Consider the following 26,261-nt stretch of genomic DNA (forward strand, 5'->3'; position numbering starts at 1 on the left):
TCGTGTGTGACGCTTTCTATGACACCCTCTTCAGGATATCTACCAGTGGCAGGCCGAGGGCGACGAGTTCCTGAAGATGGGGACCTCGAACACGCTGGAGGAGATCAAGTTCGACCGCGGCTGGACCACCGAGGAGCTGCAGTCGGAGCTGTTCGAGCGCCAACTCGTATTGGCCTACCTGATCGACCGTGGGCTCAACACCTACACGCAGGTTGCAGCGACCGCTCAGGCCTACATCAACGACCCCGATACGATCCTCGCGCTGATGGCCACCGACCAGCTTGAGTCGAGTCTGGAAGACCTCCGGGAGATGGAGTCCGTGCTGATCGACGTCGACCCCGAAACCGAGGCGTTGGTGCCACGGCCGGAGCCCGGCGACGAACAGCTGGCGGTTGCCCGTGAGATCCTCGAAACCGGCGAGGAACTGTTCGAGGAGTACCGCGACCGGGATGCGGCCTCGATCAGCGAGGCGCTCGAAGGGATGTTGGACGCACCAACCGCCGATGAGCCAGATCCGGACGATGGAGAGACAGCTCCGGTCTCCGAAATGACGCTCGTGGATACCGACGCGTCGACCGCTACGGTCACTGATCTGTCCGAGACGTCGACCGAGAGCACGGGAGATCCGGCGGAGTCGACGGACGACGAGCAGACAACCGATGAGTCCGAGTCCGACTCAGACTCCGAGGCCGAAAGCGAGAGCGCGATTGACTCCTATCTCGCCGAGGAGGAGTCGGACGGCGGCCCGCTGGACAGCGATCCGATGGATTTCGCGTCGGATGAGGAATCAGAGGGACGGGACAGAGACGAGATCGATCCAACCGAGGACGAGTAGATGAGTCTCCAAACGAGTCCGAACGACGCCGAGACTGACGGGCTGGCGGACGCCTTTTACCCGCTCTACAAACTCCTGTTCGACGACAGCAGCGACTTCGTCGACGATGTCGAGCGGAAACTCACCGAGGCTCGGATGGCCGACACCGTCGAACACTACCTCTCGTGGGCGCTGGGTATCGGCACGGTTCTCGGTGGAGTGTTGTGGATCATCGGCTCGCTGTTGGGGTTCGCACTGTTCCGGTTCGGCCTCGTTACGCCGGAGATGCTCAGTCTCGGCATTCCGGTGTCATCGGGCCAAACCGCCGCCCTCCTCCGCGCACTCGTTGTGCCGGTGACTGTCGGGGTTGCGGGCATCGTCTTCGGCTCGTTTGGCTTTGCGATTGGGTTCGGCGGGCTGGTCGGACTGCCATACATGCGGGCCGGCGAGCGAAAGCGCAACATCAACATCCTGCTGCCGGATGCGATTTCGTTCATGTATGCGCTGTCGGTCGGGGGGCTGAACCAGCTCGAAATCCTGCGGGCGATGGCCGAGGCCGAAGACACCTACGACGAGATCGCTCGGGAGTTCCAGAGCATCGTCAACGAAACCGAGTACTTTGGTACTGATTACCGGAACGCGATCCGCAAACAGTCGATGGAGACGCCGAGCGATCCGCTCGCGCAGTTTCTGACCGACATGCTGTCGATTGTGAACTCGGGCGGCGATATGGAGTCGTTCCTCGCCGACAAGAAGGACGCCCACATGCGAACGGCCAAACAGCAACAGGAGATGACTCTCGAAACCCTGGAGCTGTTCGGCGAGATGTATATGACGCTCTCGTTGTTCCCGCTCCTGCTCGTGATTATTCTGGTCATCATGGGGATGTTGGGCAACGCCGACGAGCGACTCCTCTACGGGACGATCTACGTCTTGATTCCACTCATCGGCGCGGCGTTTCTGGTGTTGGTTTCGACGGTCAAACAGGACGACCCGGGCGACGGCTACCTCCGGCCACGAAACGGCAGCGACCGCCTCACGGAGTCGACCAAGGCGGGACTCACTCATCTCGGACTCATCGAGGGATTCGTTGGCCGATTCCGGGTGTTCGACCGGATCAAATCCGGCGAGCGAGCCTACAAAGTCAAAGAGGTTCTCAAGGCACCGCACCTGTTTTTCCGTGACTACCCACTGCTAACGCTGGCGCTGACAGTCCCTGCCGCGCTCCTCGTCGTTGGTGTTGCGGTGGCAACCGGTCGGGCACCGCTGGATATCCCCTCGTGGATCGAACGACCCGTCTGGAGTACGTTCATATGGGTGTACGTCCCGATCTATCTGGTCTGCATACCGCTGGGGATCTTCTACGAGTGGAACGCCTACTCCCGGAACGCGATCACGGGGAAACTGTCGACGAACCTCCGGAAACTGTCGAGTGCTAACGACACCGGCCAGACCCTGCTGGATTCGATTATGACCGTCGCCGACACCTCCAGCGGGAAACTCGCCGACGAGTTCGAGGTTATGTACGCGAAGGTCAACTACGGGGTGAGCCTCCGGGAGGCGTTTGTCGAGTTCAACAACAAGTACCACCTCCCGCGGCTGGCCCGGACGGTCAAACTCATCACCGAGGCCCAGGAGGCCTCCAGCGAGATCACCGACGTGTTGCGGACGGCAGCCCAAGCCAGCGAGAACGCCGACGATATCGAACGCGAGCGCGTCTCTCGGACCCGGATGCAGGTCGCGATCATCCTGATGACGTATCTGACGCTGCTGGGTGTGATGGCGATTTTGCAGACCCAGTTCATCGACGTGATGGCCGGGCTCACCAGTCAGGCCTCGGGCAGCGGTGGTGGGGCGGCCAGCGGCGGCCAGGAGTTCGGTGGTGGCGTCGACCCGAGCCTGCTGTCGCTGTTGTTCTTCCACGCCGTGACGATTCAGGCGGTGCTGGCGGGCCTGATTGCGGGCTACATCCGAACTGCGAAACTGATCTCGGGGGTCAAGTTCGTCGTGATCCTCCAGACGATTGCGCTGGCTGTCTGGGTGGTGGTTGGCTGATGGCCTCAACTGACCGCGGGCAGACGGTGATCGATTTCGCCGTCGGTGCCGGAGTGTTTCTGATCGCGACGGGCGTGGTCTTCGCCTTTATCCCCACGATGTTCGAGCCGTTTGCGAGTGCCGCCGGAAGCTCTCCCATCGTCGCCGATCGGACGGCCGACCATCTTACTGGGTCGCTGTTGGTCGCTGATCCAGCCACGCCGTCGACGCTGTCGGCGGCCTGTACGGCCGCCTTTTTCAGTGCCAACGAGAGCCTCGGCGACGCCGCCGACTGTAGGTTCGACGCCTCGGCGTCGACCACCACGCTCCTCGGCATCGAGGGCCGCGATGTCAATGTCACCGTCAGGGAGTTGGGTGCATCGCCGACCACCGGTCTACCAGTCACCAGATCCGTCGACGGCGTCGACTACATGCTCACACGCGGGACGGCCGATCTTCAGTCGTCGGTCACGGTCTCGAGCCGGGCCGTCCTGATCGAGGGCGACCGCTACAGATTTGTGGTGAAGGTGGCACAATGAGACGAAATCACTCCGCCGCGACTGACGACCGCGGCCAAGCCCACACGGTCGAGGCGTTTATCGCCGCGATGCTGTTGGTGACCGGGCTGTTGTTCGCCATGCAGGCGACCGCGGTCACGCCGCTGTCGGCCAGCACCTCGAACCAGCATATCGAAAACCAACAGCGTGCGCTGGCCGGTGATCTGCTGTCGACGGCCGCCGAGGACGGCTCGCTGACTGAGGCGGTGCTCTACTGGAACACCTCGGGCGGTGGGTTCCAAGACAGTCCCGAGGCAGGCTACTACACCGATTCCGGCTCCCAAACCGAGTTGTTAGCGTCGCTCAACCGGACACTGGCTGATCGGCGCATCGCCTACAACGTCAGGGTACGGTATCACAACACAACCGGGACGCCCTCGGTACGGACCCAGTCGATGGTCGAGATGGGCCAACCCAGCGACAATGCGGTGACCGCAAGCCGGACAGTCACGCTGTACGACTCGACCACGCTCACCGGGAGTGACGACTCGACGCTGGCCCAGCTCGAAGACGACAGCGGGGCGTCGTTCTACGCACCGAACGTCGACAGCGGGCCGGTGTACAACCGTGTGGAGGTGCGCATTATCACATGGCGGATGTAATGGCTCGCTCCTCGGATCGCGGCCAACTGCTGTTGATCACCGCCCTCGCGCTGGCGGTGATCTTGGTGACTGTCGCGCTGTTGTTGAACGCCGCCATCTTCACCGAGAACGTCGCCACCAGAGACACTACCACTCAGGGTGCCGAGGCCATCGAGCTTCGGGGTGAACTGGTCACAGCCATCGGTGATCTCATCGAAACTGAAAACCGACAGGGAGACGGCTCGACGACCAACGTTACCGAGGGAATCGAGACGATGAAACCGCTGGTCGACCGTGAGCGCGCCCGCCATGGGGTGGTTGCAACCCTCGCTCGAAACGGCACGACGTCGGGACAGTTGATCGAGTCCACGGATTTCGAAGCCGACGGGACCGACTGGACGCTTGTCGAGAGTCTGTCCGACGCCAGAGCGTTCACCGTTACTGTTGATCCGACTGAGATATACACGGAGTCCAATCCGAATGCAATCCAGATCGAAGACAACGCCTTCGCCGTTCGATTTATCACCAGCGATGAGAACGTGACACAGTATCTCTACAATGACGGTGATGATCTGGTCGTCGCCACGGCAGTGGCGTCTGCCGACCCCGAAACTCGCTGTCGGATCGACCACGGCGGGTCAGATACGACCGTCGACCTCTCTCGTGAGCAGCTTTCGACTGACGACGCGACGGTCGAGTGTTTTCGTGGACTGTGGCCCGACGAAGACCCCGAGCGGATCGAGTTTCTCAACGGCGATGCCGCCGAGGGGCTGTTCACGGTGACTGTCGACGATAGCGCATCATCAACGATTGCCACCACGGACGCCGTCTACTCGGCGACCGTCGACATCGGCTATCGGTCGTCGGAACTCGATTTCGAAACGACGGTGCGGGTCGCACCGGGGGAGCCACAATGAGCCTACGTCGTGATCGGCGTGCCGTCTCGGTGACCGTGGGCTACGTCCTCATGCTGGCGGTGGCCGCGCTGTTGATGGGGACGCTGTTGACTGCCGGCAGTGGGCTGATCGAGGGCCGGTCCGAACAGGTCGTCGACGATCAACTGACCGTTATCGGCACGCAGGTCGCCTCGAACATCCACGAGGCCGACCGGCTTGCACAAGTCGCACACGCGGATGCCAACACCACCAGCGCGACGGGAGCGATCAGCCTCGACGTCCGACTGCCCCAACAGGTCGCCGGAACGAGGTATCGCATCGAAATCACCAGCGACACGATCATCCTCCGGAGTTCGAATCCGGACGTGCGTGTAAACGTAACCTATCCCGAGACGGCCATCCCTGTCTCGACCACCGGCCAATTTAATGGGGGCGACGTGCGGATCGTCTACGAGACACCGCCGGCTGGCTCGCCGGTGTCGACTGGTCGACTGGAGGTCGAACAATGATCTCTGATCGTGGCCCACTGAGCGATGACCAGCGCGCAGTCAGCGAGACACTGGGCTACATTCTCGTGTTTTCGATCATTGTCACGACGATCACGACCGCGAGCGTCTTCGGCTTTAGCGGGCTGGAAGACCGCCAAGCCGCCGAACAGGTCACCAACGTCGAGCGGGCCTTCGACGTAATGGCCGACAACTTCGAGGATATGGGCCGCTACGAGGACCCAAGTCGGGCTACCGAGATCCGACTGGCCCAGGGGACGATTGGGATTGCTGAGCCGATCACGGTCACTGTCGGGCGGTGGGACGCCGCCACTGGCTCGTTTGTGACCGCCAACACGACCAACGTAACCGTTCAGCCGCTGGTTTTCCGGAGCGATAGCGGCAGTGTCGTCTACGAAGGTGGGATGGTGTTCCGGGCCGACGGCTCGGCGAGCATTGCCCGCTCGCCGCTTCCGTTCGTCGTCGACGAGGAGACGGCGCTCGTCCCCGTTATAGCTACCCAAGGCAGTACAACGAGCACTGTCGGCGGCGATCAAACCGTTCTCGTCGTCGGCGAGCATCGACCGAACACGCGGACGCTGAGCAATCGAACCGTCGACGCTGGAGGTGGAGGCACCCAACTCCGCGTTCGGATCGAGTCGCCGCGGGCCACCGGCTGGGAGCGAACGCTCCGCGACGAGGGCTACCAGAACGTGAGCGTCGACGCAGCAAACGGGACTGTCACTGCAGAACTGGCCGTCGCCGAAAACGGAACCGTCCGCCGCCCGGACCGGGTTCGGCTCCCGATAACCCGGATCGCGGTTCGGTTCGACTGATGTTTGGCTACCTGACGTTGGTGAACTCGAAGCGTGCGCCGTCATCGAAACTGTCGGTGAGGTCGACCTCCCAGCCGTGGGCCTCGGCGATCCGCTTGACGATAGACAGGCCAAACCCGGTTCCCTGTGGGTTGGTCGACTCTCCGGCCTCGAACACCTCCTCGCGTTTCTCCTCCGGAACGCCGGGGCCGTCGTCTTCGACGTAGAAGCCGAAGGTGCCGTCGCTCTCGACGCGGGTGGAGGTGAACATCACGTCCAGGAGACCGATCCGAATCGTCACCGGCTGCTGGCTGTGTTCGACCGCGTTGCGGATCAGGTTCTCGAACAGCTGATAATACCGGTTGCGGTCGGTGTGGGCGGTGAAGTCGTCGACCGGTCGGATTTCGGAGTCGCCGGTCTCGACGATCTCTCGGCAGTGCTCAACCACCGACCCGATCTCGACCGGCTCCATGTCGGTGTCGTCGACGGTCTGACCCTGTCGCGCCAGCGTGAGGGTGTCCTCGATGATCGCCTCCATCCGGTCTAAGGCCCGATTGACCGCGCCGATACTGTCGGAGTTGCATTCGTCTTTGACGATGTCGATCCGCCCCTGGGCGATGTTGAGCGGGTTGCGAAGGTCGTGGGAGACGACGCCAGTAAACTCTTCGAGCCGGTCGATCTGGCGTTTGAGCTCGCGTTCGTACTCGTGGCGGTCGATCTCGTAGCCGACCCACTGGGCCAGCGTTTTGACCGTGAGCTCGTCGTCGTCGACGGTCGTGTCGTTCTGCGGGGCCCGGCTTGCAAAACAGAGCGTCCCGTAGACCTCGCCGTCGACGATGATCGGTGCGCCGACATAACAGTGGAGTCCAGTCCCGTCGAAGGCATCCGAGCTGGCCCACTCCGGGTTACTGGCTGCATCGCTGATCGCTTTGGGCGTTTTGTCGTCAATTGTGTGTTTACAGTAGGTCGTATCCAGCGGAATCGCGGCGTCTTCTTGGATCGTCTCGTGGTCGCCGACTGCGGCGATCACTTCCAACGAGTCGCCCTCGACATGCGTAATGTAGCCGATTGGGTAGCCAAGCTCCGAGGTCCCGATTGTCAGGACGCGGTCGAGTTTCTGTTCGAACGAGAGATCCGTCTCGTTGATGACGTCATACAGTCCCGAAATGACCGCCGTCGACTCCATGAGTTGGGTGCGTGCAAGCCGTCCTCGCTCCTGCTCGACGGCGTTGGCGATCCGGTTTGCCAACACCGAGGGTGTCATAGAAAGCGTCACACACGAAGACGCAGGATGTTGGAACTGTGTCTACGAGCGCCAGCATCCTGCAAGAGGAGACTTCTATCGACGAGTTCTTCAATGTAATGGCGACCGAGACGCTCGCGTTGTTCGAGCATCTTGAGTTCGACTTTCTCGAAGAATTCGATGTGTTCGCCCCCGCTCGCCGGGGGCGAACACGAGATCATCACCCACCAGCACTCTTCCGAGCGTTCCTGCACTGCTACTACAAGAACGTCTACGGCATCCGTCCAGTCACGCGAGAACTCCAGAACACGGTCGTCTGGCTCAGCTGTGGCTTCGATCGACCGCCGTCGAGAGACGCGGTCGATCGCTTCCTCACCGACCTCGAACACGTCGTCGACGAGGTCTTCGACCGCCTCGTCGAGCAGGCCGCCTGCCGCGGCCTGCTCGACTTGACCTACTCCATCGATTCCACCGACGTGAGGACGATGCCCGCCGACCAAGACGCGTCGAAAGGCTACGATCCAACCGCCGAAGAGTACTACCACGGCTACGGCTGTACGATCGTCTCGACCGGGCAAAAGATCCCGATTGCCGCGGAGTTCACCGAGAGCAAGCAAGCGCCAGAGGAGACGGCGATGCGCGTCACGTGTGACGCGCTCGCCGTCGAGAAACCGATCTGGATGCTTGGAGACAGCGCCTACGACACGCTCGGCTGGCACGACCACCTGCTGGCCGCAGGGGTCGTGCCAGTCGCTCCGTACAACGCACGAAACACCGACGATCCGAAAGACATCGAGTACAGGGTCGAAGCCCGCATCGACGAACACAGCGAGGACGTTCAGCTGAAGCAATCGACGCTAGACGAGACGTACAACCGCCGGAGTGGAGTCGAACGAACCAACGACGCCGTCAAGGACTGCGGCCTCGGGCACGTTCGCGCCCGAGGCCGCGTCCACGCACGAGCACAAGTGTTCCTCGCGCTGTGCCTTCGTCTCGTTATTGCGATCACCAACGACGAACGCGGAGACAATCCAGGAAGCACCGTCATCACGCTATGAGAACTATTCTATGACACCCTCCATCTCGGCTTCGGCGACGTACCAACTGTAGGCATCCGACGGATCAGGAGCGTACAGTCCCCAACTTTGCTGGTCGACGTGCGAGTAGTCGATCTCGTCAGGAACACTGAACTCCGAGACATCTTCGGCCGCGAACATCAGCATCCAAATCAGTAACAACACCCCGAGTACCGTCAGCAGCGACTGGGCATACGAGACCGCGTAGGAGGCCGCGAACTCGTGGTCGCGCTCCCGAAGCGTGTCTAGCAGTCGACGCTCGACGGGCGGTCGACTGAACGGGCCGAGGGCCGTAGCAGTCGGCAGTCGGTCGACCCAGTGGGCCGGGACGCGACGCGAGAGGGTATCCAAGAACGGAGCCGTCAGAAACGGAATCACCGAGGCGATCAACCCGAGCGGGAACACCCCGACGCTCATCGTTACCACCATGCCAGCGAACGCTCCGATGTAGGCCAGCGCGGCGACTGCTCGAAGCCGACCGACAGGCACCAACAGGAACAGTACCGAGCCAGCAAGCAGGGTCACCCACGCGTAGTTGAGCACCGTCAGAAGCGTGGGATAGTCGACGACAACGTTGCCGAGATACACCGCCATCACATCGTTGTGGAAGGCGATTTCGAGGGCCTCACCGGCATACCAGTGCTCTCCTCGGTGTTTCAAAATCGCATTCGAGCCGAAGACAATGAGCGGTTGTACCAGGAGTGCTGCAGTACCGAAGCTGGCGACCGAAGAGCGAGCCGCCCCGCGGCGAAGGGCATCAATCGACCATCGCTCGCCGAGCGGCGTGACGAGGGCGACTAGCAGAATCACGCGGAGCAGTCGGTCCCCACCGTTGAGCACGCCGGGGTTGCGGGCGTGCAAGGAAAACAGCAAGATCAGGCAGCCGAGTCCGACCAGCCGGGTTCGGTAGCCAAAGATGAACGCGAGGGCAAACAGTCCGGCCAGCAGGAACATGAACTGTTGGAACCAGAGTTCACCCGAGAGTGCATGGATCGAGAAGTTGTAGAACCCCCACGTGACCTCGTACACCGACAGCGGGTACACTCCCTGATCGGTGTAAAACAGCGACATGCTTCCGGCCCGATGCAGGAGGTCGACAAGCAGCGTGAGCCCGAGGGTGATACGCACCGCCGCCAGCGCACGCGTGTCGACCGCGAACCGCGAGCGAATCCGACCTCGGAGCGGCCCAAGCCGATCCCAGAGCTGACGCAAGCGCGTGCGAACGGCCCGATTCGGGGTGTGTTGGGTTGGGTCCATACTGATCGCCGAGCGTCGACAGGGTAACGCAGTACAGATCATACACGTAACGAGAATGTATGTTTTGTGATCCGGTGTGTCGACAGTATCTGGGCTTCGACGCTTCGACGAGCCGCCTCGGCAAATGCACAACGTATAAGTTCAGTTACCCCACACTGTTCGGTGTGATTCGTACTGGTGTCGACCGCACGGCCAGCGTCTCGACAGCAGTGCGTCCGAAGCGCCCAAAGAAGCGTTTCTACTGACTGCTCGTCGCGGGCGTGGCGTCCCGTTTCGGGTGTTTTTATTCATCTCGCAGAGTCCGGTGACTATACAGTAGCCGACGACAACAGACAACCAATCCACTAACCCATGACAAACATCGACTTCAGCGGGGTTTTCCCGGCGATGGTGACCCCCTTTACCGAAGCCAACGAGATCGACACCGAAACGCTCCGCGAGGACGCCCAGCGACTCGAAAAAGCAGGCGTCGACGGACTCGTCCCGGTCGGCTCGACCGGCGAGAGCGCGACGCTGAGCCATGCCGAACACGTCGAGGTCATCGAGGCCGTCGTCGACGCCGTCGAGGACGTGCCGGTCATCGCGGGCACCGGCTCGAACAACACCGCCGAAGCCCTCGACCTCTCACAGCAGGCCGCCGACGCGGGCGCAGATGCCCTGCTGCTTATCTCGCCGTACTACAACAAACCCGAGCCTGAGGGGATGTACGAACATTATCGACAGGTGGCCGACGCGGTCGACATCCCACAGATCGTGTATAATGTCCCCAGTCGAACCGGGCGCAACATCGAGGTCGACACCGCGGTTCGACTCGCCGACCACGACAACATCGCAGGCTACAAGGCCGCATCCGGCGACCTCAACCGAATTAGTGAAGTCGTCGAACGAACCCGCGACAAGGAGTTCGCAATTCTGTCGGGCGACGATGGACTCACCCTGCCAACCCTCTCGGTTGGGGGTCACGGCGCGATCAGCGTCGTTGCCAACGTCGAACCCGAGCGTGCCTGTGCGATGGTCGGGGCAGCATTAGAGGAGGACTACGCCTTCGCGCGGGCGATCCACCACGAACTCGGCGCTCTTACCCGACAGCTGTTCGTCGAGACGAACCCGATCCCAGTGAAGGCCGCCATGGAGATCCGTGGCCACGGCTCCGGTCGCATTCGGTCGCCACTCACTGAACTCTCCGCCGAGCACCGCGAGGAGTTGGCTGCCCGGCTGGCCGAACTCGACGGCGAGCCAGCCACCCCCGAGGCCGCCGGGGAGGCGTCGGACTGATGGTCCGGATCGCAGTTACCGGCGCGGCCGGACGCATGGGTCGTGAGGTGCTTGCTGCGGCCGCCGACCGCGAAAACTGCGAGGTCGACTTCGCGGTCAACCGAACCTCGGTCGACGAGCCGATTTCCGGGGTCGTCATCGAGTCGACTGACAACTTCGAGGCGCTGCTGGACGACTACCAGCCGGATGTCGTCGTCGACTTTACTGGGCCCGAATCCGCCATCGAGTACAGCGAGGCCTGCGCCGAGACCGGTGTCGGCTTCGTTACCGGAACGACCGGTTTCGATGATGAGGGAATCGCGGAGTTGAAATTCGCCAGCGAGTCGACGGCCGTACTCAAAGCCTCGAACTTTTCGCGAGGAGTTGCGGCGCTCCGGTTGGCGGTCCAAGAAGCAACTGCCGCGCTGCCCGATGCGGATATCGAACTCACCGAAACCCACCACAACGCCAAACGTGACGCCCCCAGCGGGACCGCGAAGACGTTGCTCGACGATATCGAGGGAGTCCGCGAGGATCTCAGCGAGCGCGTGCATGGCCGGGAGGGTGAAGCTCCGCGGTCGACCGACGAAATCGGAGTTCATGCTCGCCGGGCCGGCGACATCGCAGGTGAACACGAGGTGCTGCTCGGTGGGAGCAACGAGGCGCTGTCGCTGACCCATCGGGCTGGCGACCGGAGCATCTTCGCCGACGGTGCGCTGGATGCTGCCGAGTGGCTCGCCGAACGCGAGGCTGGCTGGTACGATTTCTTCGAGGTTATCGAAGACTAATCTACAATCTCGCCACGACCGTTCGTGTTTTATTACTGAACATTTATATTGCGTCTACCGGAACAACACGATATGCCGACGACACTGCTGGCGCGGTTTCTCAATCGCTTCACGAGCGACGAAGACAACAAAAACGACGGCCGATTCGTCCCCTCCCAACTCGACTGGTCCGTCCGGTACGGAACCGAGGGCGGTCGTGAGGAGGCCAACCGCGAGATTACGCGGATTCAGCGGCAGGCCGACGAGATCGAACAGCGTCGACGCGAGTAGTCAGTTGGCGTTACTGGTGCAGAGGAGTTAGCTATCATAGCAGCAACCCGCTGGTCTGGATATAAAAGTAGACGGTCAGTGTCGCTGCCATCGCCCAGTGGCCAACAGTGACGGTTCTGTGTCCGTCGACCATGGTCTTGATCACGGGATAGCTGATAATGCCGACCGCGATTCCGTTGGCAATCGAGTACGTCAACGGGGTGACGGTGACGGTAAGCGCAGCAGGAACTGACCACGACGGATCGTTCCAATCGATATCTGCAACCCCCTTGAACATCACAATCCCGACAACAACTAACGCACTGAACGAGGCATACGTCGGGATCGCTGCGGCAAGCGGCACGAGTGGGATCATCAAGACGAACAGCCCAGCGATAGTGAGTGCGGTCAATCCGGTTTTCCCGCCTGCTTCCACACCGGCCGAGGATTCGATGAACGTCGTTATCGTCGACGTTCCGAGCATGGCTCCGATAGTTGTCCCGATACCGTCAGCCATCAGCGGTTTGCTTATCTCCGGGAGTTGCCCGTCTTCATCGAGGAAGTCCCCGTACTGACCGATACCGATCAACGCACCAGCCGTATCGAAGAAGTCCACGAAGAAGAACGTCATGACGACGAGCCCGAAGGTTACTGGGTCGGAGGTTCGGAACCCATCGAGAAACGCACCCGCAAGCGGCGTGATATCGTACTGGATGCCGGTAACCATCGAGACGAGTCCATCCTCGCTCACTTGGGTGAGGACGGCTCGGTCGACGAGGACACCCGGCTCGACGAGTCCAGCGAGCGTCAGTACATAGCCAGCAATCGCGGTTGCAAGCACCCCGATCAGGATCGCCCCGGTCGTGCCACGGGCCCACAAAATCAAAATGAGTGCTGCGCCCAACGCACCGAGGAGCGCAATCGGATTCGATCCGATCTCACCGAGCGTGACGAGGGTCGCTTCGTCGGCCACGACGACCTGCAGTTCTTGGAGACCGATCAACAGTAAGAACACACCAATCCCCGCTCCGACGGCGAACTTCACTGGCTCGGGGAAGATGTTGATGATGAACTCCCGGGCACCAGTTGCCGTGAGGATGATGAAGATCACTCCTTCGACAAAGACCGCTGCAAGTGCGGTTTCCCACGGGATACCGAGTCCCAACACGACTGTGAACGTGAAGTAGGCGTTGAGGCCGAGTCCGGGAGCGAGGCCAAACGGCCGGTTGGCGTACAGCCCCATTACAACCATCGCGATTGCGGATGTAACAATTGTCACAATCGCAATCATTTGGAATACTTCCGTGTCAGTATAGCCCTCGATTTGAATCGCCTGTGACAGAATCGCCGGGTTGACGACGATGATATACGCCATCGCGAAAAACGTTGTCAGCCCTGCAACGAGTTCTGTTTCGACGTCTGTTCCGTGTTCACTGAGATTGAAATAGGATTGTAACCCCATCGATATTGACTGAAACTGGTAGATGTCTCTATTTAACCCGTTTGATGAGACTCTTCTTTGGCAGTGATCTGGCATGTCGACCGACAGTGACCGCTGATTTATCGCGGAGACGATTCCATTCGGCACTCCTCGACCCGCAACCGATGGGTCTTATGGGGTGGCCGAGAAAGCCGAATTCACACGAATGTCGACACTCGAATCCGAAATCCAAACCCTCTGGAACCGCTACGACGACGGCCTCACCGCTGCCGACGCAACCGACGAGGACCTCGCCACGCTCGATGTCTTCCTCGAAGCACTCGAAGCCGGTGAGATCCGCTCGGCCGAAAAAACCGGCGACGATGTCACCTCGTGGGAGGCCAACGCGTGGGTCAAACAGGGCATCCTCCTCAACTTCGGCCTCCGCAACACACAGGTCCGCAGCCACGGCGGCGTCGACTACCACGACGTCCTCCCACTCCGCCAGACCGCAGATCTCAACGACCGCGGCACCCGCAACACGCCCGACGGCACCACGATCCGCCGCGGAGCCTACCTCGGTGAAGACTGCATCATGATGAGCCCCTCGTTCGTCAACATCGGGGCCTACATCGGCGACGGCACGCTGGTCGACTCCTGTGATACGGTCGGCTCCTGTGCCCAACTTGGCGAGAATGTCAAACTCGGCGCGAACACGCTGATCGGCGGCGTGCTTGAACCGGTCGAGGGCGCACCGGTCATCATCGAGGACGGCGTCTCGCTCGGCGCTGGCTGTCGCGTCACCTCCGGGTTCAAGATCGGCGAGAACTCCATTGTCGGCGAAAACACGCTTCTCACACCGCGCATTCCGGTGTACGATCTCGTCGACGAAGAGGTCATCTACGGCCATCTCCCATCGGAGCGACGAGCGTTCACCCGCTACGTGGAGTCCTCGGTCAGCGACCACGAGCTGTTCGATGGCGGGGCCTACAAACCGGCCGTCGTCGCCACCAGCGTCGAAGCAGAGACACTCGAAGCAACCCAGCAGGAAGACGCACTGCGCGAGTAGGGACCACCTACCACTGCGTGCCCTCCCGTCGACGGTCGTTTTTTCAGAATGTCAATTTGCGTGGCAACTGCTGTTGCATCCGGTGGACATATGTGTATGTATGTCGTTGGTTAGGTAACGACTACCAACCCGTCGACGGACTGCCCGTGTGCGGCACGACACACGGCAGCGGGCTGTCCGGCCGATAGGTGTTCCCTACTGCGCCAATGCATCCAGTTGGAGGGAGCCCACACGACAGTGTGTCCGTCACGCAGCAGTTGAATCCATGAGTACGCTTACCACTGCAGTCGCCTTCGAGAAATACCACGGCACCGGCAACGAGTTCCTTATTGTAGACGCAACCGATCCGGTCCCCGACCGGAGCGCATTCGCGACCACCCACTGCGACCGGTCGACGGGCGTCGGAAGCGACACCGACGGACAGACCGGCGCTGATGGAGTTCTCTTCTTACAGCTCGAAGATCGGTTTTCGCCGCCACGAATCATTATGACGCTCGTCCAGCCCGATGGGTCGGTGGCCCCGATCTGTGGCAACGGGGCACGGTGTGCGGCCGTCTGGGCGATGGACCGAACCGATGCCGACTCGGTCATGATCGACACACAGGCGGGCACGCGCCGCGCGACTCGCGTCGACGACGGGATCGCCGTCGAGATGGGCGAGCCGACGTTCGCTCCCGACCGGCTTCCGCTCGCCGGCAACCGAACAGAGCCACTCATCGAAGAGTCCGTCGAGGGACTCACTGTGACGACGGTCAACACCGGCGTCCCACAAGCGGTCGCCTTCGTCGACGACATTGAGTCGGTCGACATCGAATCGGCTGCCCCCGCCGTCCGGCATGCAGACGTGTTCCCCGCCGGGACAAACGTCACGTTTGCCGAGCGAACAGATTCCCGCCGAGAGGGGGTCCCGCGGTTCCGCCAGCGAAGCTACGAGCGCGGTATCGAAGGCGAAACACAGGCCTGTGCCACCGGTTCGGTGGCGATTGCCGCGGCCGCCAGCCGGATCGGTCTGATCGAATCGGCCGCGCCGGTCGACATCTCGCTTCCCGGTGGCGAACTCCGTATCTCGGCGACTGACCGGGGTGAACTACTGCTGACCGGCGCAGTTACCCACGAGTTCGATGGCGACCTCGCAGCCGAAGGAGTCGACGACTAACGCTGCCGTGGCAGTAGTAGGAGTCGACTGAACGACCACGAAGAGGAGAACCCGTTTCTGCTTACAATCGTGTTCCCTGAGGCGACACCATCTGTGAGAATCTCTTTCGAGAAGAATAGCGAATGGTTCAGCCACTGTGATGGTGAACGTTATTCACCGGTATCCTCGTCCTACTTTATTCCTCTTCCTCTTCTTCATCTACCTCTTCTTCATCTGCCTCTTCTTCATCTGCCTCTTCTTCATCTGCCTCCTCTTCCTCTGCCTCTTCTTCATCTGCCTCTTCTTCCTCTGCCTCTTCTTCATCTGCCTCTTCTTCCTCTGCCTCTTCTTCATCTGCCTCTTCTTCCTCTGCCCCTTCTTCATCTGCCTCCTCTTCCTCTACCTCTTCTTCATCTACCTCTTCTTCATCTACCTCTTCTTCATCTGCCTCTTCTTCATCTGCCTCCTCTTCGTCTACCTCTTCTTCATCTGCCTCCTCTTCATCCACCTCCTCTTCGTCACCGGTCTCCTCGTCACTAGTTGTCTCTGCTCCGTTCGATTCCTCGCCGTTTTCGGCAGCTTCAGTCGCGTTTTCGCCGTTTTCCGCCTCTCCGTCTACGTCCTCGCTGTCTTCGTCCGTTTCGTTCACACCCTCACCAGTCGACTCATCACCGTTTGCCTCAGTACCGTTTTCTGCGTCGGTGTCTTCCGAATCCGCTTCTTCAGTGTCCGTTTCGGTGACCTGCAGTTCGAAGTCGACCGTCACTGTCTCGTCTGGCTCGACGGTGACCGCTTGACTATCGTCTTCGTAGCCATCCGCGTCAGCGACGACAGTCTGCCCATCGGTCGGGACGCCGTCGATGGTGTAGGCACCGTCTGCATCGGTTGTCGCCGAGCTGTCGGTGTCTTGGACCGAAACGGTGGCCCCATCGATTGGCTCGCCAGTGTCGACATCAGTGACCGATCCAGCAACAGTGCCGTTTTCGTCGTCAGCATCCGGCTCAGTGTCTTCGACTTCGATGGGTAGTTCCTCCTCACCGTTGAGGGTGACCGGACGGTCGGCATCTGTCTCGCCGGTCAACGTCCATGTTCCGGGCGCAAGCGTCTCGGTAACGGTTTCTCCGGCCGGAACGGATAGTTCGCGCTCGTCGTCGTTCTCAGCGAACACCACGACGTCGTCGTCTCCAGGATTCGTGATCGAGACGTTCGTCCCCTCGTCGGAGACCGTCAGATCAAGTGGTTCCTGGACGTCCTCCTCAATCGTAACCGACAGCGACTCCTCACCTGAGAGGTCGACCGAGCGACCGTCTTCGGTTTCGGCAGTAAGGGTGTACTCACCCGGCGGAAGCGACTCGGTAACCGACTCCCCGGCTGGCAGCGTGAGGCTCACGTCCTCGTCCGTGGTTTCGCTCGTTATCGTGACGATCACAGCCACGTCGTTCGGATTCTCAATCGTTATTGAGCCGTTGTCGACCGAGACCGAGAGACTGCGAAGCTCCTCGGGCTCGTCTGGCTCATCCGGCTCCTCGGCGTCGGGCGTCTCGGCCACGCTCCGGGCCTCGTTGATAATTACCGTCGACTGCTGGACGTTGTTTTCGACCGAGATCCGAACGGTGTCGGCCGCCGCGCGCTGGGTTTGACTTTGGGTCTGTTCAATGCTCACTTCCTGCTGTTGTGTCAATGTGGCCGTCCCCAAGCTTGCGCCCTGTGCAGCCGACTGAATCTGAACGACGCTCGCCTCCTGATGCTGGGAAATCGCGCCAGTCGCAGCACTCTGTGTGATGATCTGAATCTGGATAATTGTCACCTGCTGGGATTGGGAGAGTATCCCGACACAGGCCCCGCGAGCCGCAGCCTGAATCTGTGAGACGGTGGCATCCTGACTTTGTATGAGAGCCCCGGTTGCGGCAGCCATCGAAGCCTCTTGGACCTTCTTTGGATCCTCGACAGGCTGTTCGGTGCCACCGCCAGCAGCGCCGAAGGCTGCTGCCTGGCGCTGGTCGACAGCGACATCCTGCTGCTGGACGAGCGCGCCGTAGGTGCCACCCTGTGCGGCCTCCTGAATCTGGGTGACGGTCGCCGTTTGGGACTGGGCCGCTCCGTGAGCTGCCCCGGCTGCCCCGCCAATCGCCGCGTACTGCAGTTGGCTGACGGTGGCGTCCTGATGCTGGGCTACACTCCCGTGAGCCGCACCGTAGGCCGCGTTCTGTATCTGTGTCACGTTAGCGTCTTGGGACTGCGAGAGCGATCCGGCTGCAGCGCCGTACACAGCTGACTGAAGCTGTGTCACGTTGGCAGTCTGGCTCTGCAGCAGCGCGCCATGGCTCCCACCAGCACTGGCGGACTGGATCTGGTCGACCGAGGCATCCTGTTTCTGTGCGGCTGCGTGAACCGACGCTGCAATGACGGCCTCCTCGGCGTCCGGCGTCGGAGTTACACCGCGTGCTTCGGCGCGTTCGATCCCCTCACTGGCCCCGGTTTCGGCTGCCTCACGAGCCGCCGCTGAGATGTCGGGTTCGGTATCCAGATCGACCCCCGCGAGTGCTATCAGCTCCTCGCTAATCGGATCGTAGTCGACAGTTTGGGCGGTAGATTGGTCGACCTCTTGGCCAGTCGATGGAGTCTGCGCTTGGCCCGCGACGCCGAGTGGGGCAATACTGAGACCGAACACAAGGAGTACAACGAGCACAACTGGTGGTACCTGCTGTCCTGCGCTGTGGACACGCGTTTTGATTCGGTCGACAAGCGGTGAGATGGGATTCATCCGACTGCCTCGCTGCCATCGGCAGTTGGTCCACCGGAGCCCATGCTGCACTGTTTTGTAGCGGTCTCATGTTGCCCGGGCTCCGAACTCGCGTCGACAGGTCCGAGCCGAAAGCAGTCGACCCTCCGAGTAATCGTGGTATGAACCATGCTACACAGTAACAGTCAACGGAAGTAAAACGGATTCACAACCATCATGTGTTTCAGGTGATTTGGTCTGTTCAGTTCGTCAAGATTATTTTTGTTACCATTTTTACCGAACTTGTGACTCGGGCAGCCGTTGACGCCACAACACTGACGAACCAAAGCATTCAATCGCTGAGCGACCCCACACCGGATAATGGCCGATTCGGATCTCGACAACTCACCTGCTGTCCGTCGACTCGCTGACTGGGACGACGAAACCCTTGGATCACTCGCCGAGGAGTACGACACCCCACTGTACGTCACTGATCTCGACCGCGTCACGGAGAACTATCTCCGCTTTTCGGCGGCGTTTCCCGAGGCGCACGTCATGTATGCGGCGAAAGCCCACACGGGGAAGTCAGTACTCGAATCCCTGCTCTCGGTTGGTGCCGATATCGAGTGTGCGGCGTGGGGCGAACTCCAGCGCTCCATCGACGCGGGTGCTGACCCGAACACACTTCAGTATACGGCGGTTAACCCGCCGGATCACGATCTGGATTACGCCGTCGACCTCGCTGATAACGCACCCGGCCTCACGATCACAATCGGCGCGACCGACACCCTCGACCGGTTGCAGGAACGCGGCTACGACGGGCGGATCGCGATCCGTATCAACCCCGGAATTGGCACCGGTCACCACGAGAAGGTCGCCACCGGCAACGACGCCAAGTTCGGGATTCCCTACGAACAGGTCCCCGAGGTCGCCGACCGAGTCCGCGAGGAGTTCGACCTCGTTGGTATCCACTCGCATGCAGGCAGTGGTGTCCTGACCGACGACCTCGAAGACCACTGCCGAGCAATCGAGCGTGTCGGCGAGATGGCCCGCCGGGTCGGTCCCCTAGAGTTCGTCGACATCGGCGGCGGCTTCGGTGTCCCGTACCACGAGGACGAACCACCGCTCGATCTCGAGAAAACTGCCGAGATGGTTCGAGAGGCTATCGGCGAGATCGAGGCCCAGCTCAAACTCGAACCGGGTCGCTACATCGTCGCCGACGCCGGACTCATTCTGACGACGGTAAATACAATCAAAGAGACCCCCTCGGCGACCGTTGTGGGCGTCGACGCCAGTCTCGCAACCCTGATTCGCCCGGCGATGTTCGGCTCGTATCACCCCATGCTGAACGTCACCGCGCCGGAGCGTGAGGCCCACCCCGTCACTGTCGGCGGCCCAGTCTGTACGAGTGCGGACGTGTTTGCGACCGACCGACCGATTGCTCGACCCGAGCGACGGGACGTCCTCGCGATTGGGAACGCCGGATCGTACGGCTACGAACTCGCCAGCCAGTTCCACTCCCAACCACGGCCCGCCGAAGTTGCTCTTGAGGATGGCGAGGCACGTGTCGTCCGTCGACGCGAGACACTGGACGACGTTACTCGCGTCGAACAGTAGCGCTGTAGCAGGCGGTAGGAACTGCCTACGGCACCCGTCGAGCGTAGTAAACAGTGTCTACGCCCGCTTTTCTGTCGTCGACAACGCGATGCACACAGTCGAACGACACGGATTCGAGGATCGCAATGTGTGGCCGGTTCGTACTCCACGTTTTCGTCGACACGGCTGGCTGGGAGAGGGCGGGCGGGAGCGAGGAGAGCAGGTAGTTGTAGAACGCCGTTGCGATACCGCGGTTCCGGTAGCCTTCGTCGACGACAAGCACCGACTAGTCAAAAGGTCGACTAATAAGAGGGAGAAATAATACGATATTGATACATATTTATTATGCTGTATGTTGAACGATTGATGATGTCCGTGTTTCGGGTTCTCCATGTCGACGACGATGAGGCCATCGGCGACCTGCTGGAGACGTATCTCGAAGAGTCTGTCGACAGGGAGGAGTTTTCGGTCACGCCGGCCAGAAGCGTTGATGAGGCGGAGGCGGTTCTCGATGAGATAGATATCGACTGTATCGTCTGCGACTACCAGATGCCCGGTACCACTGGTCTGGAATTCCTGCATCGGATCCGGGATCGAAACCCCAACAAGCCGTTTATTCTGTTTACCAACAAGGGATCGGCCGATATCGCCAGCGAGGCAATCGAGGCTGGCGTCACCGACTACCTTCGGAAGGGTGGCGGTCCAGAGCAGTACGAGGTGTTGAGGGTGTCATAGAATAGTTCTCATAGCGTGATGACGGTGCTTCCTGGATTGTCTCCGCGTTCGTCGTTGGTGATCGCAATAACGAGACGAAGGCACAGCGCGAGGAACACTTGTGCTCGTGCGTGGACGCGGCCTCGGGCGCGAACGTGCCCGAGGCCGCAGTCCTTGACGGCGTCGTTGGTTCGTTCGACTCCACTCCGGCGGTTGTACGTCTCGTCTAGCGTCGATTGCTTCAGCTGAACGTCCTCGCTGTGTTCGTCGATGCGGGCTTCGACCCTGTACTCGATGTCTTTCGGATCGTCGGTGTTTCGTGCGTTGTACGGAGCGACTGGCACGACCCCTGCGGCCAGCAGGTGGTCGTGCCAGCCGAGCGTGTCGTAGGCGCTGTCTCCAAGCATCCAGATCGGTTTCTCGACGGCGAGCGCGTCACACGTGACGCGCATCGCCGTCTCCTCTGGCGCTTGCTTGCTCTCGGTGAACTCCGCGGCAATCGGGATCTTTTGCCCGGTCGAGACGATCGTACAGCCGTAGCCGTGGTAGTACTCTTCGGCGGTTGGATCGTAGCCTTTCGACGCGTCTTGGTCGGCGGGCATCGTCCTCACGTCGGTGGAATCGATGGAGTAGGTCAAGTCGAGCAGGCCGCGGCAGGCGGCCTGCTCGACGAGGCGGTCGAAGACCTCGTCGACGACGTGTTCGAGGTCGGTGAGGAAGCGATCGACCGCGTCTCTCGACGGCGGTCGATCGAAGCCACAGCTGAGCCAGACGACCGTGTTCTGGAGTTCTCGCGTGACTGGACGGATGCCGTAGACGTTCTTGTAGTAGCAGTGCAGGAACGCTCGGAAGAGTGCTGGTGGGTGATGATCTCGTGTTCGCCCCCGGCGAGCGGGGGCGAACACATCGAATTCTTCGAGAAAGTCGAACTCAAGATGCTCGAACAACGCGAGCGTCTCGGTCGCCATTACATTGAAGAACTCGTCGATAGAAGTCTCCTCTTGCAGGATGCTGGCGCTCGTAGACACAGTTCCAACATCCTGCGTCTTCGTGTGTGACGCTTTCTATGACACCCTCGAGATGGGCAACGAAACCGTGATTGCTGATCTCGGTGGGACCGCCGACAGCTTCGAGCATCCGCCAGATGCATCTCAATCATACGATACGTTCCGTCACCGGAAGTATATGCAGAAAGTCCGGCGTTCCGGCGAGGACGATACCACCGATGCGGTTGCCGAGCGGTACGCCGAGTGGGCCTGTCAGGAGGTTTCGACCGCCCGCGGCCAGCCAGTCGACACGATGACGATCTACCGGATGTACCAACCCAGCCCGCTTGACGGAGACTACGATGGGTTACGGAAGCTGACGGTCATCGAGTGGGACTGCGCTGCCAGCTAAGGTCGCTTGTCAGCGGTTGTGTTTCGTTCGGGAGGCCACGAGCGAGATTGAGGCGCTGTCGACTGCATGTAGACGTAAGCGACCAGCAAACAGAGTGTTCATATCCGCGGAGCGAGAGTCACTGCTGTGGGCACTACGCGGCTATCGTCGTATCGAGCGACGGTTCGAGCAAAGTTCGAAGCGGCCTTCGGAGCCGACCATCCGCCGAAAGAGATCGCACTGAGCTTTTCGGGTGCCCTTTTTATTGCCGCGCTCCCGAACTTCGGCCTCGCGCTCGTCCTGTTTGCGGCGCTCGCTCGGTACGTCGACCGCGTAAGCAGTCTCGCGCTGGTCGCCGCAATCGTTGTGATGAACCCGCCGGTGAAGTGGGCGATCTATGCGGCTGGCTTCTGGCTCGGCTCGTGGCTTCTCGGCCCGGTCCCCGGCGTCTCAGTGACCGAATTTTCGCTGGCTGACCTCTCGCTGTCGACCGGTCCCGAGGTGTTCGGTCGCGTGTTCCTCGGCAGTTTCATCATCGCCGCCATCTGTGGCGGCGTGGGCTATGTCGCGGCACTCCGATTCATCCGTGAACTCAAAAAGCGGGAGATCGATCCGGTCGACCACCTCCCCGAGTTGCTCTCGGAGTAGTCGCTGCCTGCTCCGAGTGCGTGGTGAGTGAGATGTGTGGTGTCGACACGTCTCCAACCGTCTCTATAGGCTCTAGCGTGCTAGGTCCCAGCATGTCGACGCAAGCAATAGGACCGCCGCGGGTTTCGGACCCTCATATATCCAGTGGCATGAACTCAAGCGTCTAGAGCCCTATCTGTGTGTATGGAGCTACGCAAAACCATCACCGAAAACGGGAGCCTCGTTCGCATTGCGTCGACTGCTGCGCTGGCAATCATTGCTGTTCGGTCCTTTGTAAAGGGCAAGCGACTGCGAGGGCTGGTAGCGGCCGGTGGTGCGGTCGCTGTCGGTTCTACGGTGTCGACGCTCGAACCGACCGAGTTGGACGTGATGAGCGAAACCGAAGAGCCAGTGACTGAGTCGACTCTCGACGAGGGAGCCATGCAGTGTGCGATCTGTAGTGATCCGATTGTTCCGGGGCAGTCGCGTCGACCGAACGAGAACGATAAAATCGTTCACGAGGCTTGTTTAGTATAATTCTATTTATTTCCGTGCCGTAAGAAAGTCTGGGTGTTTGTTCAGTCGACTCTTTGGGTCGACAGTAAGAGGTGCCACCTCCCGGATTTGAACCTCAGTCGTTTCGTTCGCTGACGCTCACTTCACTCCGTGCTTCAAATCCGCTCAGGAACCAGATTCGCGGCCGACAGCTCACTCGCTCCGCTCGTTCGTGTTGTCGGCCACAGAAGTATGCCGCCTCCCGGATTTGAACCAGGGACAGCTCGATCTTCAGTCGAGTGCTCTCCCAGTCTGAGCTAAGGCGGCGCACTCGGAGTGAGGGTGATAGCAGTAAAAAGGATTTCGAAGACGGCGCGGCGAGAGCCTCCCTCACACACCCGTCGACCTACTTGTCATCCAAATACTCCCACCAATGGTGCTCCTCGTCGACGTCTGACCCCGTCTCATCGCCACTATCTGCCCCATCTGCACCCGACTCACCGTCGCCCGCACTCGATTCGCCATCAGTCTCACCCGACTCGCCATCATCCGCGTTGACTGTGTCGACGTCTTGGTCCGTCCCACCGTCCGACTCCGCGGAGGGTGGCTCGCCGAGCGCTCGCGTAACGAGCAGCGACAGGGCCCCGCCCCCAGCGCCGATCCCAGCCACCCACCCCCACCACGGCAGCCCGTCAGCCATGACCGTGGTCGGCTCAGCGTCGACAGCCGGCTGGCGAGCCTCGACCGATCCCCCGGTGGCTTCGACCGGCTCCGGCGGCACCTCGGGCGGCCCACGAAGCGGCTCGCCGGTGTCGGACGCGAGCACCGTCGCCGAGGAACTCACCGCCTCGGCCTCGCTCTCGGCGACTGCTGGCGGCTCACCGTCGCTGCCCAGCGTCGACCCCCCGCCATCGCCTCCCTGATCAACTGCCACCGGCTGTGGGACTGTCTCACAGTCGTTGATCGAGGGGTTGACGCGGAGGAAAACGGCGTCACGGCCGGGGAGTTCACAGATCACGCTGGCGATCACCTTTCCGGCGTGGTCGTCGACGCCCGAAAACACTGCTGGCGTCTCGAAAGCAGTGGCCTCGGGGTTCCGACTCCCGAACACCTGATCGCTGCCGTCGGTGAAGACGAGTTGGATTCGGTTGATCGCCCCCGACGCTGGGCCGAACTCCGCGTCGGTGAGCCTGACTGCCTGACAGTCGAAGGTGATCCCCTCGTCGCCGGGTGCTGGCTGGCAGTCAGTCGACGGATTCGATAGCCACAACCCCTGCTCGACGAGATGGATCCCCTCAAGCAGTCGACCCGGCGAGCCGAACTGGACGGCTCCTGACTGCTCGCGCTCAAACCAGTCGAACGATCCATCCGCGTAGTAGAGTCGACTGTCGACTGTCGTCCCGGTGAACTCGACGCCCGAACAGCTGAACTGGACTCCAGAGACCGCGGGATCGGTGGCCTCGACGACAGTCTCGAACTGGCTGTCTCCCCGTTCGACCACACAGCGCTCAATCGGCCCGTGAAACGTCTCGAACGTTCGGTTTTCCGGCCCATCCCACAGCGCCTCGACACCGACGTAACCGAACTGATTTTCGCCGCTGAACTCGCCTTCGAACGTTTCGGTGGTGCCATCGCCGAACCCACAGACGACACGGTCGTAGGACGGCGCGTCGACGGTCACCGAATACTGCGACACCGAAACTGACGGCTCGAACCCCGTTGCTTGGGCACACTCCTCGACAGTGGGATTCACGAGTTGGAAGACGATATCGCCACCCAACTTTTCGATTACCACTGATTCGATGATGTTGCCGGCGTTGTCGTCGGTTCCGGCGAACGTTTCGGGAGCCGTGAAATTTGGCCCGGTGCCGCGCTGGCCGAACGTCTGGCTGGTCCCGTCGACGAAGTCCAGTCGAATCCGCTCGAAGGTCGGCTCGGCGGCGAACTCCTCGGGACCGACTGTCACCTCGATACAGTCGAAGACGGTAGCGTACGCGCCCGACGAACAGTTCGGCGTCGGGCTCTCCACGGTGATGTCGACGCTTTCCTCGGAAATCGTCTCGATGACACGGCCGGGTGAGCCGAACTGCGTCTGATCGGTGGCTGGCGGGTCCCACTGCTTTGAGGAGCCGTCGACGAACGTCAGCCGAACATCGTCGGCTTGGCCGTGTTGGGCGGAATCACAGTTGAACGCGAGATCGCCGAACACACAGGGCCCCGAGTTCGTGGCTGTCTCGGTGGCGGTGCCGTTCGTGACGGTGACCCGCGCTATCGGCCCGTGAAACTCCTCGACAGTCGTCTCGGCGCTCGGATCGAGTCGCCCGTCACCGCTGAAGCCGAACTGCGTGGTGCCGCTGTAGCCCGCAGTAAACGCTTCGATGGTTCCGTCGGCAAATACGAGGTCGACGCTGTCGTAACCCTCGGCGTCGACGCGAGCCACATAACAGTCGAGATCGATTGCTGGATCGAACGCTGGTGGCTCAGTAGTGGGTGGATCGGTCTCGTTGCCCGCGGTCTCGTTGTTCTGGTTGCCGGTCTGCTGTGCGGCGGCAGTCCCCTGGAAGCCCGTCACAGCCAGCCCACTCGCAACGAGAACGGCCCGTCGACTGAGTGCCGGGGGGCGTGACATGATATCCATCCAACGGGTGCCGCCACCGTAGCCCTTCGTTACACTTTGTGACCGAATACATACGTCTCTGGGTGCGTTTGATTTCGTTTGAGTGCCTTTCGAGATGTCGACGGGCTCTATGGTTGTTTATAAGTAATTGATCAGCGTCGACGTGTTGGCTCTGGTTTATTTATACGGGCTCGGGCGGAGTCGAACCTCAGTCGTTCCGCTTCGCTTCACTCCCTGGTTTGACTCCGTGTCGCCACTCCTGCCGACACGGACGACTCGCTACGCTCGTCGTATTCTGTCGGCAGAAGTGGGCTCGGGCGGAGTCGAACCACCGATCTCAGCCTTGTAAAGGCCGCGTCATAACCACTAGACCACGAGCCCGCATTCGAAACCACTTCCTACGCGTGAATAACGTTTTCCTTCCGCGTCGGAACCAATAT

General features: G+C 60.9%; 25 protein-coding genes and 2 tRNA genes. 18 read left to right on the plus strand and 9 right to left on the minus strand.

Going from position 1 to position 26,261, the window contains the following annotated elements:
* The first annotated feature begins 76 nt into the window (after positions 1-76).
* From HALTADL_RS17520 to HALTADL_RS01325, 7 genes are read left to right on the plus strand one after another with little or no spacing between them, the layout of a single operon-like run.
* Entirely contained in the window at positions 77-835 is a 759-nt protein-coding gene (locus HALTADL_RS17520) for a hypothetical protein (protein WP_177171975.1), read from the plus strand.
* Positions 836-2,869 carry a type II secretion system F family protein gene (locus HALTADL_RS01300; protein ID WP_089673971.1) on the plus strand — a complete coding sequence of 678 codons (2,034 nt, stop codon included), beginning with the start codon at positions 836-838 and terminating at the stop codon, positions 2,867-2,869. It abuts the gene before it with no gap.
* On the plus strand, positions 2,869-3,387 hold the full coding sequence (locus HALTADL_RS01305) for a DUF7287 family protein (protein WP_089673970.1): 519 nt from the start codon (positions 2,869-2,871) through the stop codon (positions 3,385-3,387). Before HALTADL_RS01300 ends, HALTADL_RS01305 begins: the two co-directional genes overlap by 1 nt.
* On the plus strand, positions 3,384-4,007 hold the full coding sequence (locus tag HALTADL_RS01310; RefSeq protein WP_089673969.1) for a DUF7288 family protein: 624 nt from the start codon (positions 3,384-3,386) through the stop codon (positions 4,005-4,007). Before HALTADL_RS01305 ends, HALTADL_RS01310 begins: the two co-directional genes overlap by 4 nt.
* A complete protein-coding gene (locus HALTADL_RS01315; protein WP_143054206.1) occupies positions 3,995-4,903 on the plus strand; it encodes a DUF7261 family protein in 909 nt (302 codons plus the stop codon). The genes HALTADL_RS01310 and HALTADL_RS01315 overlap by 13 nt, the downstream gene beginning before the upstream one ends.
* On the plus strand, positions 4,900-5,391 hold the full coding sequence (locus HALTADL_RS01320) for a DUF7266 family protein (protein ID WP_089673967.1): 492 nt from the start codon (positions 4,900-4,902) through the stop codon (positions 5,389-5,391). The genes HALTADL_RS01315 and HALTADL_RS01320 overlap by 4 nt, the downstream gene beginning before the upstream one ends.
* Complete coding sequence (locus HALTADL_RS01325; protein ID WP_089673966.1) at positions 5,388-6,203, plus strand: DUF7289 family protein; 816 nt, start codon at positions 5,388-5,390, stop codon at positions 6,201-6,203. The genes HALTADL_RS01320 and HALTADL_RS01325 overlap by 4 nt, the downstream gene beginning before the upstream one ends.
* A 7-nt stretch (positions 6,204-6,210) precedes the next feature.
* Here the strand turns inward: HALTADL_RS01325 and HALTADL_RS01330 are convergent, their stop codons facing one another.
* On the minus strand, positions 6,211-7,446 hold the full coding sequence (locus HALTADL_RS01330) for a GAF domain-containing sensor histidine kinase (RefSeq protein WP_089673965.1): 1,236 nt from the start codon (positions 7,444-7,446) through the stop codon (positions 6,211-6,213).
* Positions 7,447-7,544: 98 nt separating this feature from the next.
* Between HALTADL_RS01330 and HALTADL_RS01335 the strand changes: the two genes are divergently transcribed.
* Entirely contained in the window at positions 7,545-8,483 is a 939-nt protein-coding gene (locus tag HALTADL_RS01335; RefSeq protein WP_015911568.1) for a transposase, read from the plus strand.
* A 3-nt stretch (positions 8,484-8,486) separates the two neighbouring features.
* Here the strand turns inward: HALTADL_RS01335 and HALTADL_RS01340 are convergent, their stop codons facing one another.
* Positions 8,487-9,758, minus strand: coding sequence for an HTTM domain-containing protein (locus tag HALTADL_RS01340; RefSeq protein ID WP_089673901.1), 1,272 nt, complete (start codon positions 9,756-9,758; stop codon positions 8,487-8,489).
* A 351-nt stretch (positions 9,759-10,109) separates the two neighbouring features.
* On the opposite strand from HALTADL_RS01340, the gene dapA reads away from it, so the two are divergent.
* The 3 genes from dapA (at position 10,110) to HALTADL_RS01355 (ending at position 12,070) form a co-directional block, all read left to right on the plus strand.
* Complete coding sequence (gene dapA / locus HALTADL_RS01345; RefSeq protein WP_089673902.1) at positions 10,110-11,033, plus strand: 4-hydroxy-tetrahydrodipicolinate synthase; 924 nt, start codon at positions 10,110-10,112, stop codon at positions 11,031-11,033.
* A complete protein-coding gene (gene dapB / locus HALTADL_RS01350; RefSeq protein WP_089673903.1) occupies positions 11,033-11,800 on the plus strand; it encodes a 4-hydroxy-tetrahydrodipicolinate reductase in 768 nt (255 codons plus the stop codon). The genes dapA and dapB overlap by 1 nt, the downstream gene beginning before the upstream one ends.
* Before the next feature lie 72 nt (positions 11,801-11,872).
* On the plus strand, positions 11,873-12,070 hold the full coding sequence (locus HALTADL_RS01355; RefSeq protein WP_089673904.1) for a hypothetical protein: 198 nt from the start codon (positions 11,873-11,875) through the stop codon (positions 12,068-12,070).
* Positions 12,071-12,104: 34 nt separating this feature from the next.
* Here HALTADL_RS01355 and HALTADL_RS01360 read toward each other — a convergent pair whose 3' ends face one another.
* Complete coding sequence (locus HALTADL_RS01360) at positions 12,105-13,511, minus strand: NCS2 family permease (protein WP_089673905.1); 1,407 nt, start codon at positions 13,509-13,511, stop codon at positions 12,105-12,107.
* A 184-nt stretch (positions 13,512-13,695) separates the two neighbouring features.
* On the opposite strand from HALTADL_RS01360, the gene HALTADL_RS01365 reads away from it, so the two are divergent.
* Together HALTADL_RS01365 and dapF are read left to right on the plus strand one after the other, a co-directional pair.
* Positions 13,696-14,538 carry a 2,3,4,5-tetrahydropyridine-2,6-dicarboxylate N-succinyltransferase gene (locus tag HALTADL_RS01365; RefSeq protein WP_089673911.1) on the plus strand — a complete coding sequence of 281 codons (843 nt, stop codon included), beginning with the start codon at positions 13,696-13,698 and terminating at the stop codon, positions 14,536-14,538.
* A gap of 265 nt (positions 14,539-14,803) precedes the next feature.
* Entirely contained in the window at positions 14,804-15,694 is an 891-nt protein-coding gene (gene dapF, locus HALTADL_RS01370; RefSeq protein ID WP_089673906.1) for a diaminopimelate epimerase, read from the plus strand.
* A 175-nt stretch (positions 15,695-15,869) separates the two neighbouring features.
* Here dapF and HALTADL_RS01375 read toward each other — a convergent pair whose 3' ends face one another.
* On the minus strand, positions 15,870-18,437 hold the full coding sequence (locus HALTADL_RS01375; RefSeq protein ID WP_089673907.1) for a carboxypeptidase regulatory-like domain-containing protein: 2,568 nt from the start codon (positions 18,435-18,437) through the stop codon (positions 15,870-15,872).
* A 339-nt stretch (positions 18,438-18,776) separates the two neighbouring features.
* Between HALTADL_RS01375 and lysA the strand changes: the two genes are divergently transcribed.
* Positions 18,777-20,012: a diaminopimelate decarboxylase gene (gene lysA / locus HALTADL_RS01380; protein ID WP_089673908.1), complete on the plus strand. Its 1,236-nt coding sequence runs from the start codon at positions 18,777-18,779 to the stop codon at positions 20,010-20,012.
* 25 nt (positions 20,013-20,037) lie between these two features.
* Here lysA and HALTADL_RS01385 read toward each other — a convergent pair whose 3' ends face one another.
* Positions 20,038-20,274, minus strand: coding sequence for a hypothetical protein (locus HALTADL_RS01385; protein WP_089673909.1), 237 nt, complete (start codon positions 20,272-20,274; stop codon positions 20,038-20,040).
* Between the two features lie 83 nt (positions 20,275-20,357).
* On the opposite strand from HALTADL_RS01385, the gene HALTADL_RS01390 reads away from it, so the two are divergent.
* The gene (locus HALTADL_RS01390) at positions 20,358-20,726 is read left to right on the plus strand and encodes a response regulator (RefSeq protein ID WP_245708538.1); all 369 of its coding nucleotides are present in this window, start codon (positions 20,358-20,360) and stop codon (positions 20,724-20,726) included.
* 8 nt (positions 20,727-20,734) lie between these two features.
* Here HALTADL_RS01390 and HALTADL_RS01395 read toward each other — a convergent pair whose 3' ends face one another.
* The gene (locus HALTADL_RS01395) at positions 20,735-21,673 is read right to left on the minus strand and encodes a transposase (protein WP_015911568.1); all 939 of its coding nucleotides are present in this window, start codon (positions 21,671-21,673) and stop codon (positions 20,735-20,737) included.
* 112 nt (positions 21,674-21,785) lie between these two features.
* Between HALTADL_RS01395 and HALTADL_RS01400 the strand changes: the two genes are divergently transcribed.
* The 3 genes from HALTADL_RS01400 to HALTADL_RS01410 all read left to right on the plus strand — a co-directional run bounded on the left by HALTADL_RS01400 (position 21,786) and on the right by HALTADL_RS01410 (position 23,246).
* Positions 21,786-22,103, plus strand: a complete 318-nt coding sequence (locus HALTADL_RS01400) for a hypothetical protein (RefSeq protein ID WP_143054136.1) — start codon at positions 21,786-21,788, stop codon at positions 22,101-22,103.
* Positions 22,104-22,229: 126 nt separating this feature from the next.
* Positions 22,230-22,730: a DUF2062 domain-containing protein gene (locus tag HALTADL_RS01405; protein WP_162551647.1), complete on the plus strand. Its 501-nt coding sequence runs from the start codon at positions 22,230-22,232 to the stop codon at positions 22,728-22,730.
* Positions 22,731-22,913: 183 nt separating this feature from the next.
* Positions 22,914-23,246, plus strand: coding sequence for a hypothetical protein (locus HALTADL_RS01410; protein ID WP_089672311.1), 333 nt, complete (start codon positions 22,914-22,916; stop codon positions 23,244-23,246).
* Positions 23,247-23,457: 211 nt separating this feature from the next.
* On the opposite strand, the gene HALTADL_RS01415 is transcribed toward HALTADL_RS01410, so the two are convergent.
* From HALTADL_RS01415 to HALTADL_RS01425, 3 genes are all read right to left on the minus strand, one after another.
* Positions 23,458-23,531: transfer RNA gene (locus HALTADL_RS01415), tRNA-Phe, on the minus strand.
* A 79-nt stretch (positions 23,532-23,610) separates the two neighbouring features.
* Positions 23,611-25,833: a hypothetical protein gene (locus HALTADL_RS01420; protein ID WP_143054135.1), complete on the minus strand. Its 2,223-nt coding sequence runs from the start codon at positions 25,831-25,833 to the stop codon at positions 23,611-23,613.
* 296 nt (positions 25,834-26,129) lie between these two features.
* Positions 26,130-26,202: transfer RNA gene (locus tag HALTADL_RS01425), tRNA-Val, on the minus strand.
* Positions 26,203-26,261 lie beyond the last annotated feature (59 nt).

The sequence above is a fragment of the Halohasta litchfieldiae genome (assembly GCF_002788215.1).
GTDB classification, from domain to species: Archaea; Halobacteriota; Halobacteria; order Halobacteriales; family Haloferacaceae; genus Halohasta; species Halohasta litchfieldiae.

What these genes read in the sequence shown, in the direction of transcription:
- HALTADL_RS17520 (WP_177171975.1), top strand. Translation starts at nt 77, where the DNA reads ATGGGGACCTCGAACACGCTGGAGGAGATCAAGTTCGACCGCGGCTGG.
- HALTADL_RS01300 (WP_089673971.1), top strand. Translation starts at nt 836, where the DNA reads ATGAGTCTCCAAACGAGTCCGAACGACGCCGAGACTGACGGGCTGGCG.
- HALTADL_RS01305 (WP_089673970.1), top strand. Translation starts at nt 2,869, where the DNA reads ATGGCCTCAACTGACCGCGGGCAGACGGTGATCGATTTCGCCGTCGGT.
- HALTADL_RS01310 (WP_089673969.1), top strand. Translation starts at nt 3,384, where the DNA reads ATGAGACGAAATCACTCCGCCGCGACTGACGACCGCGGCCAAGCCCAC.
- HALTADL_RS01315 (WP_143054206.1), top strand. Translation starts at nt 3,995, where the DNA reads ATGGCGGATGTAATGGCTCGCTCCTCGGATCGCGGCCAACTGCTGTTG.
- HALTADL_RS01320 (WP_089673967.1), top strand. Translation starts at nt 4,900, where the DNA reads ATGAGCCTACGTCGTGATCGGCGTGCCGTCTCGGTGACCGTGGGCTAC.
- HALTADL_RS01325 (WP_089673966.1), top strand. Translation starts at nt 5,388, where the DNA reads ATGATCTCTGATCGTGGCCCACTGAGCGATGACCAGCGCGCAGTCAGC.
- HALTADL_RS01330 (WP_089673965.1), bottom strand. Translation starts at nt 7,446, where the DNA reads ATGACACCCTCGGTGTTGGCAAACCGGATCGCCAACGCCGTCGAGCAG.
- HALTADL_RS01335 (WP_015911568.1), top strand. Translation starts at nt 7,545, where the DNA reads ATGGCGACCGAGACGCTCGCGTTGTTCGAGCATCTTGAGTTCGACTTT.
- HALTADL_RS01340 (WP_089673901.1), bottom strand. Translation starts at nt 9,758, where the DNA reads ATGGACCCAACCCAACACACCCCGAATCGGGCCGTTCGCACGCGCTTG.
- dapA (WP_089673902.1), top strand. Translation starts at nt 10,110, where the DNA reads ATGACAAACATCGACTTCAGCGGGGTTTTCCCGGCGATGGTGACCCCC.
- dapB (WP_089673903.1), top strand. Translation starts at nt 11,033, where the DNA reads ATGGTCCGGATCGCAGTTACCGGCGCGGCCGGACGCATGGGTCGTGAG.
- HALTADL_RS01355 (WP_089673904.1), top strand. Translation starts at nt 11,873, where the DNA reads ATGCCGACGACACTGCTGGCGCGGTTTCTCAATCGCTTCACGAGCGAC.
- HALTADL_RS01360 (WP_089673905.1), bottom strand. Translation starts at nt 13,511, where the DNA reads ATGGGGTTACAATCCTATTTCAATCTCAGTGAACACGGAACAGACGTC.
- HALTADL_RS01365 (WP_089673911.1), top strand. Translation starts at nt 13,696, where the DNA reads ATGTCGACACTCGAATCCGAAATCCAAACCCTCTGGAACCGCTACGAC.
- dapF (WP_089673906.1), top strand. Translation starts at nt 14,804, where the DNA reads ATGAGTACGCTTACCACTGCAGTCGCCTTCGAGAAATACCACGGCACC.
- HALTADL_RS01375 (WP_089673907.1), bottom strand. Translation starts at nt 18,437, where the DNA reads ATGAATCCCATCTCACCGCTTGTCGACCGAATCAAAACGCGTGTCCAC.
- lysA (WP_089673908.1), top strand. Translation starts at nt 18,777, where the DNA reads ATGGCCGATTCGGATCTCGACAACTCACCTGCTGTCCGTCGACTCGCT.
- HALTADL_RS01390 (WP_245708538.1), top strand. Translation starts at nt 20,358, where the DNA reads ATGATGTCCGTGTTTCGGGTTCTCCATGTCGACGACGATGAGGCCATC.
- HALTADL_RS01395 (WP_015911568.1), bottom strand. Translation starts at nt 21,673, where the DNA reads ATGGCGACCGAGACGCTCGCGTTGTTCGAGCATCTTGAGTTCGACTTT.
- HALTADL_RS01400 (WP_143054136.1), top strand. Translation starts at nt 21,786, where the DNA reads ATGGGCAACGAAACCGTGATTGCTGATCTCGGTGGGACCGCCGACAGC.
- HALTADL_RS01410 (WP_089672311.1), top strand. Translation starts at nt 22,914, where the DNA reads ATGGAGCTACGCAAAACCATCACCGAAAACGGGAGCCTCGTTCGCATT.
- HALTADL_RS01420 (WP_143054135.1), bottom strand. Translation starts at nt 25,833, where the DNA reads ATGTCACGCCCCCCGGCACTCAGTCGACGGGCCGTTCTCGTTGCGAGT.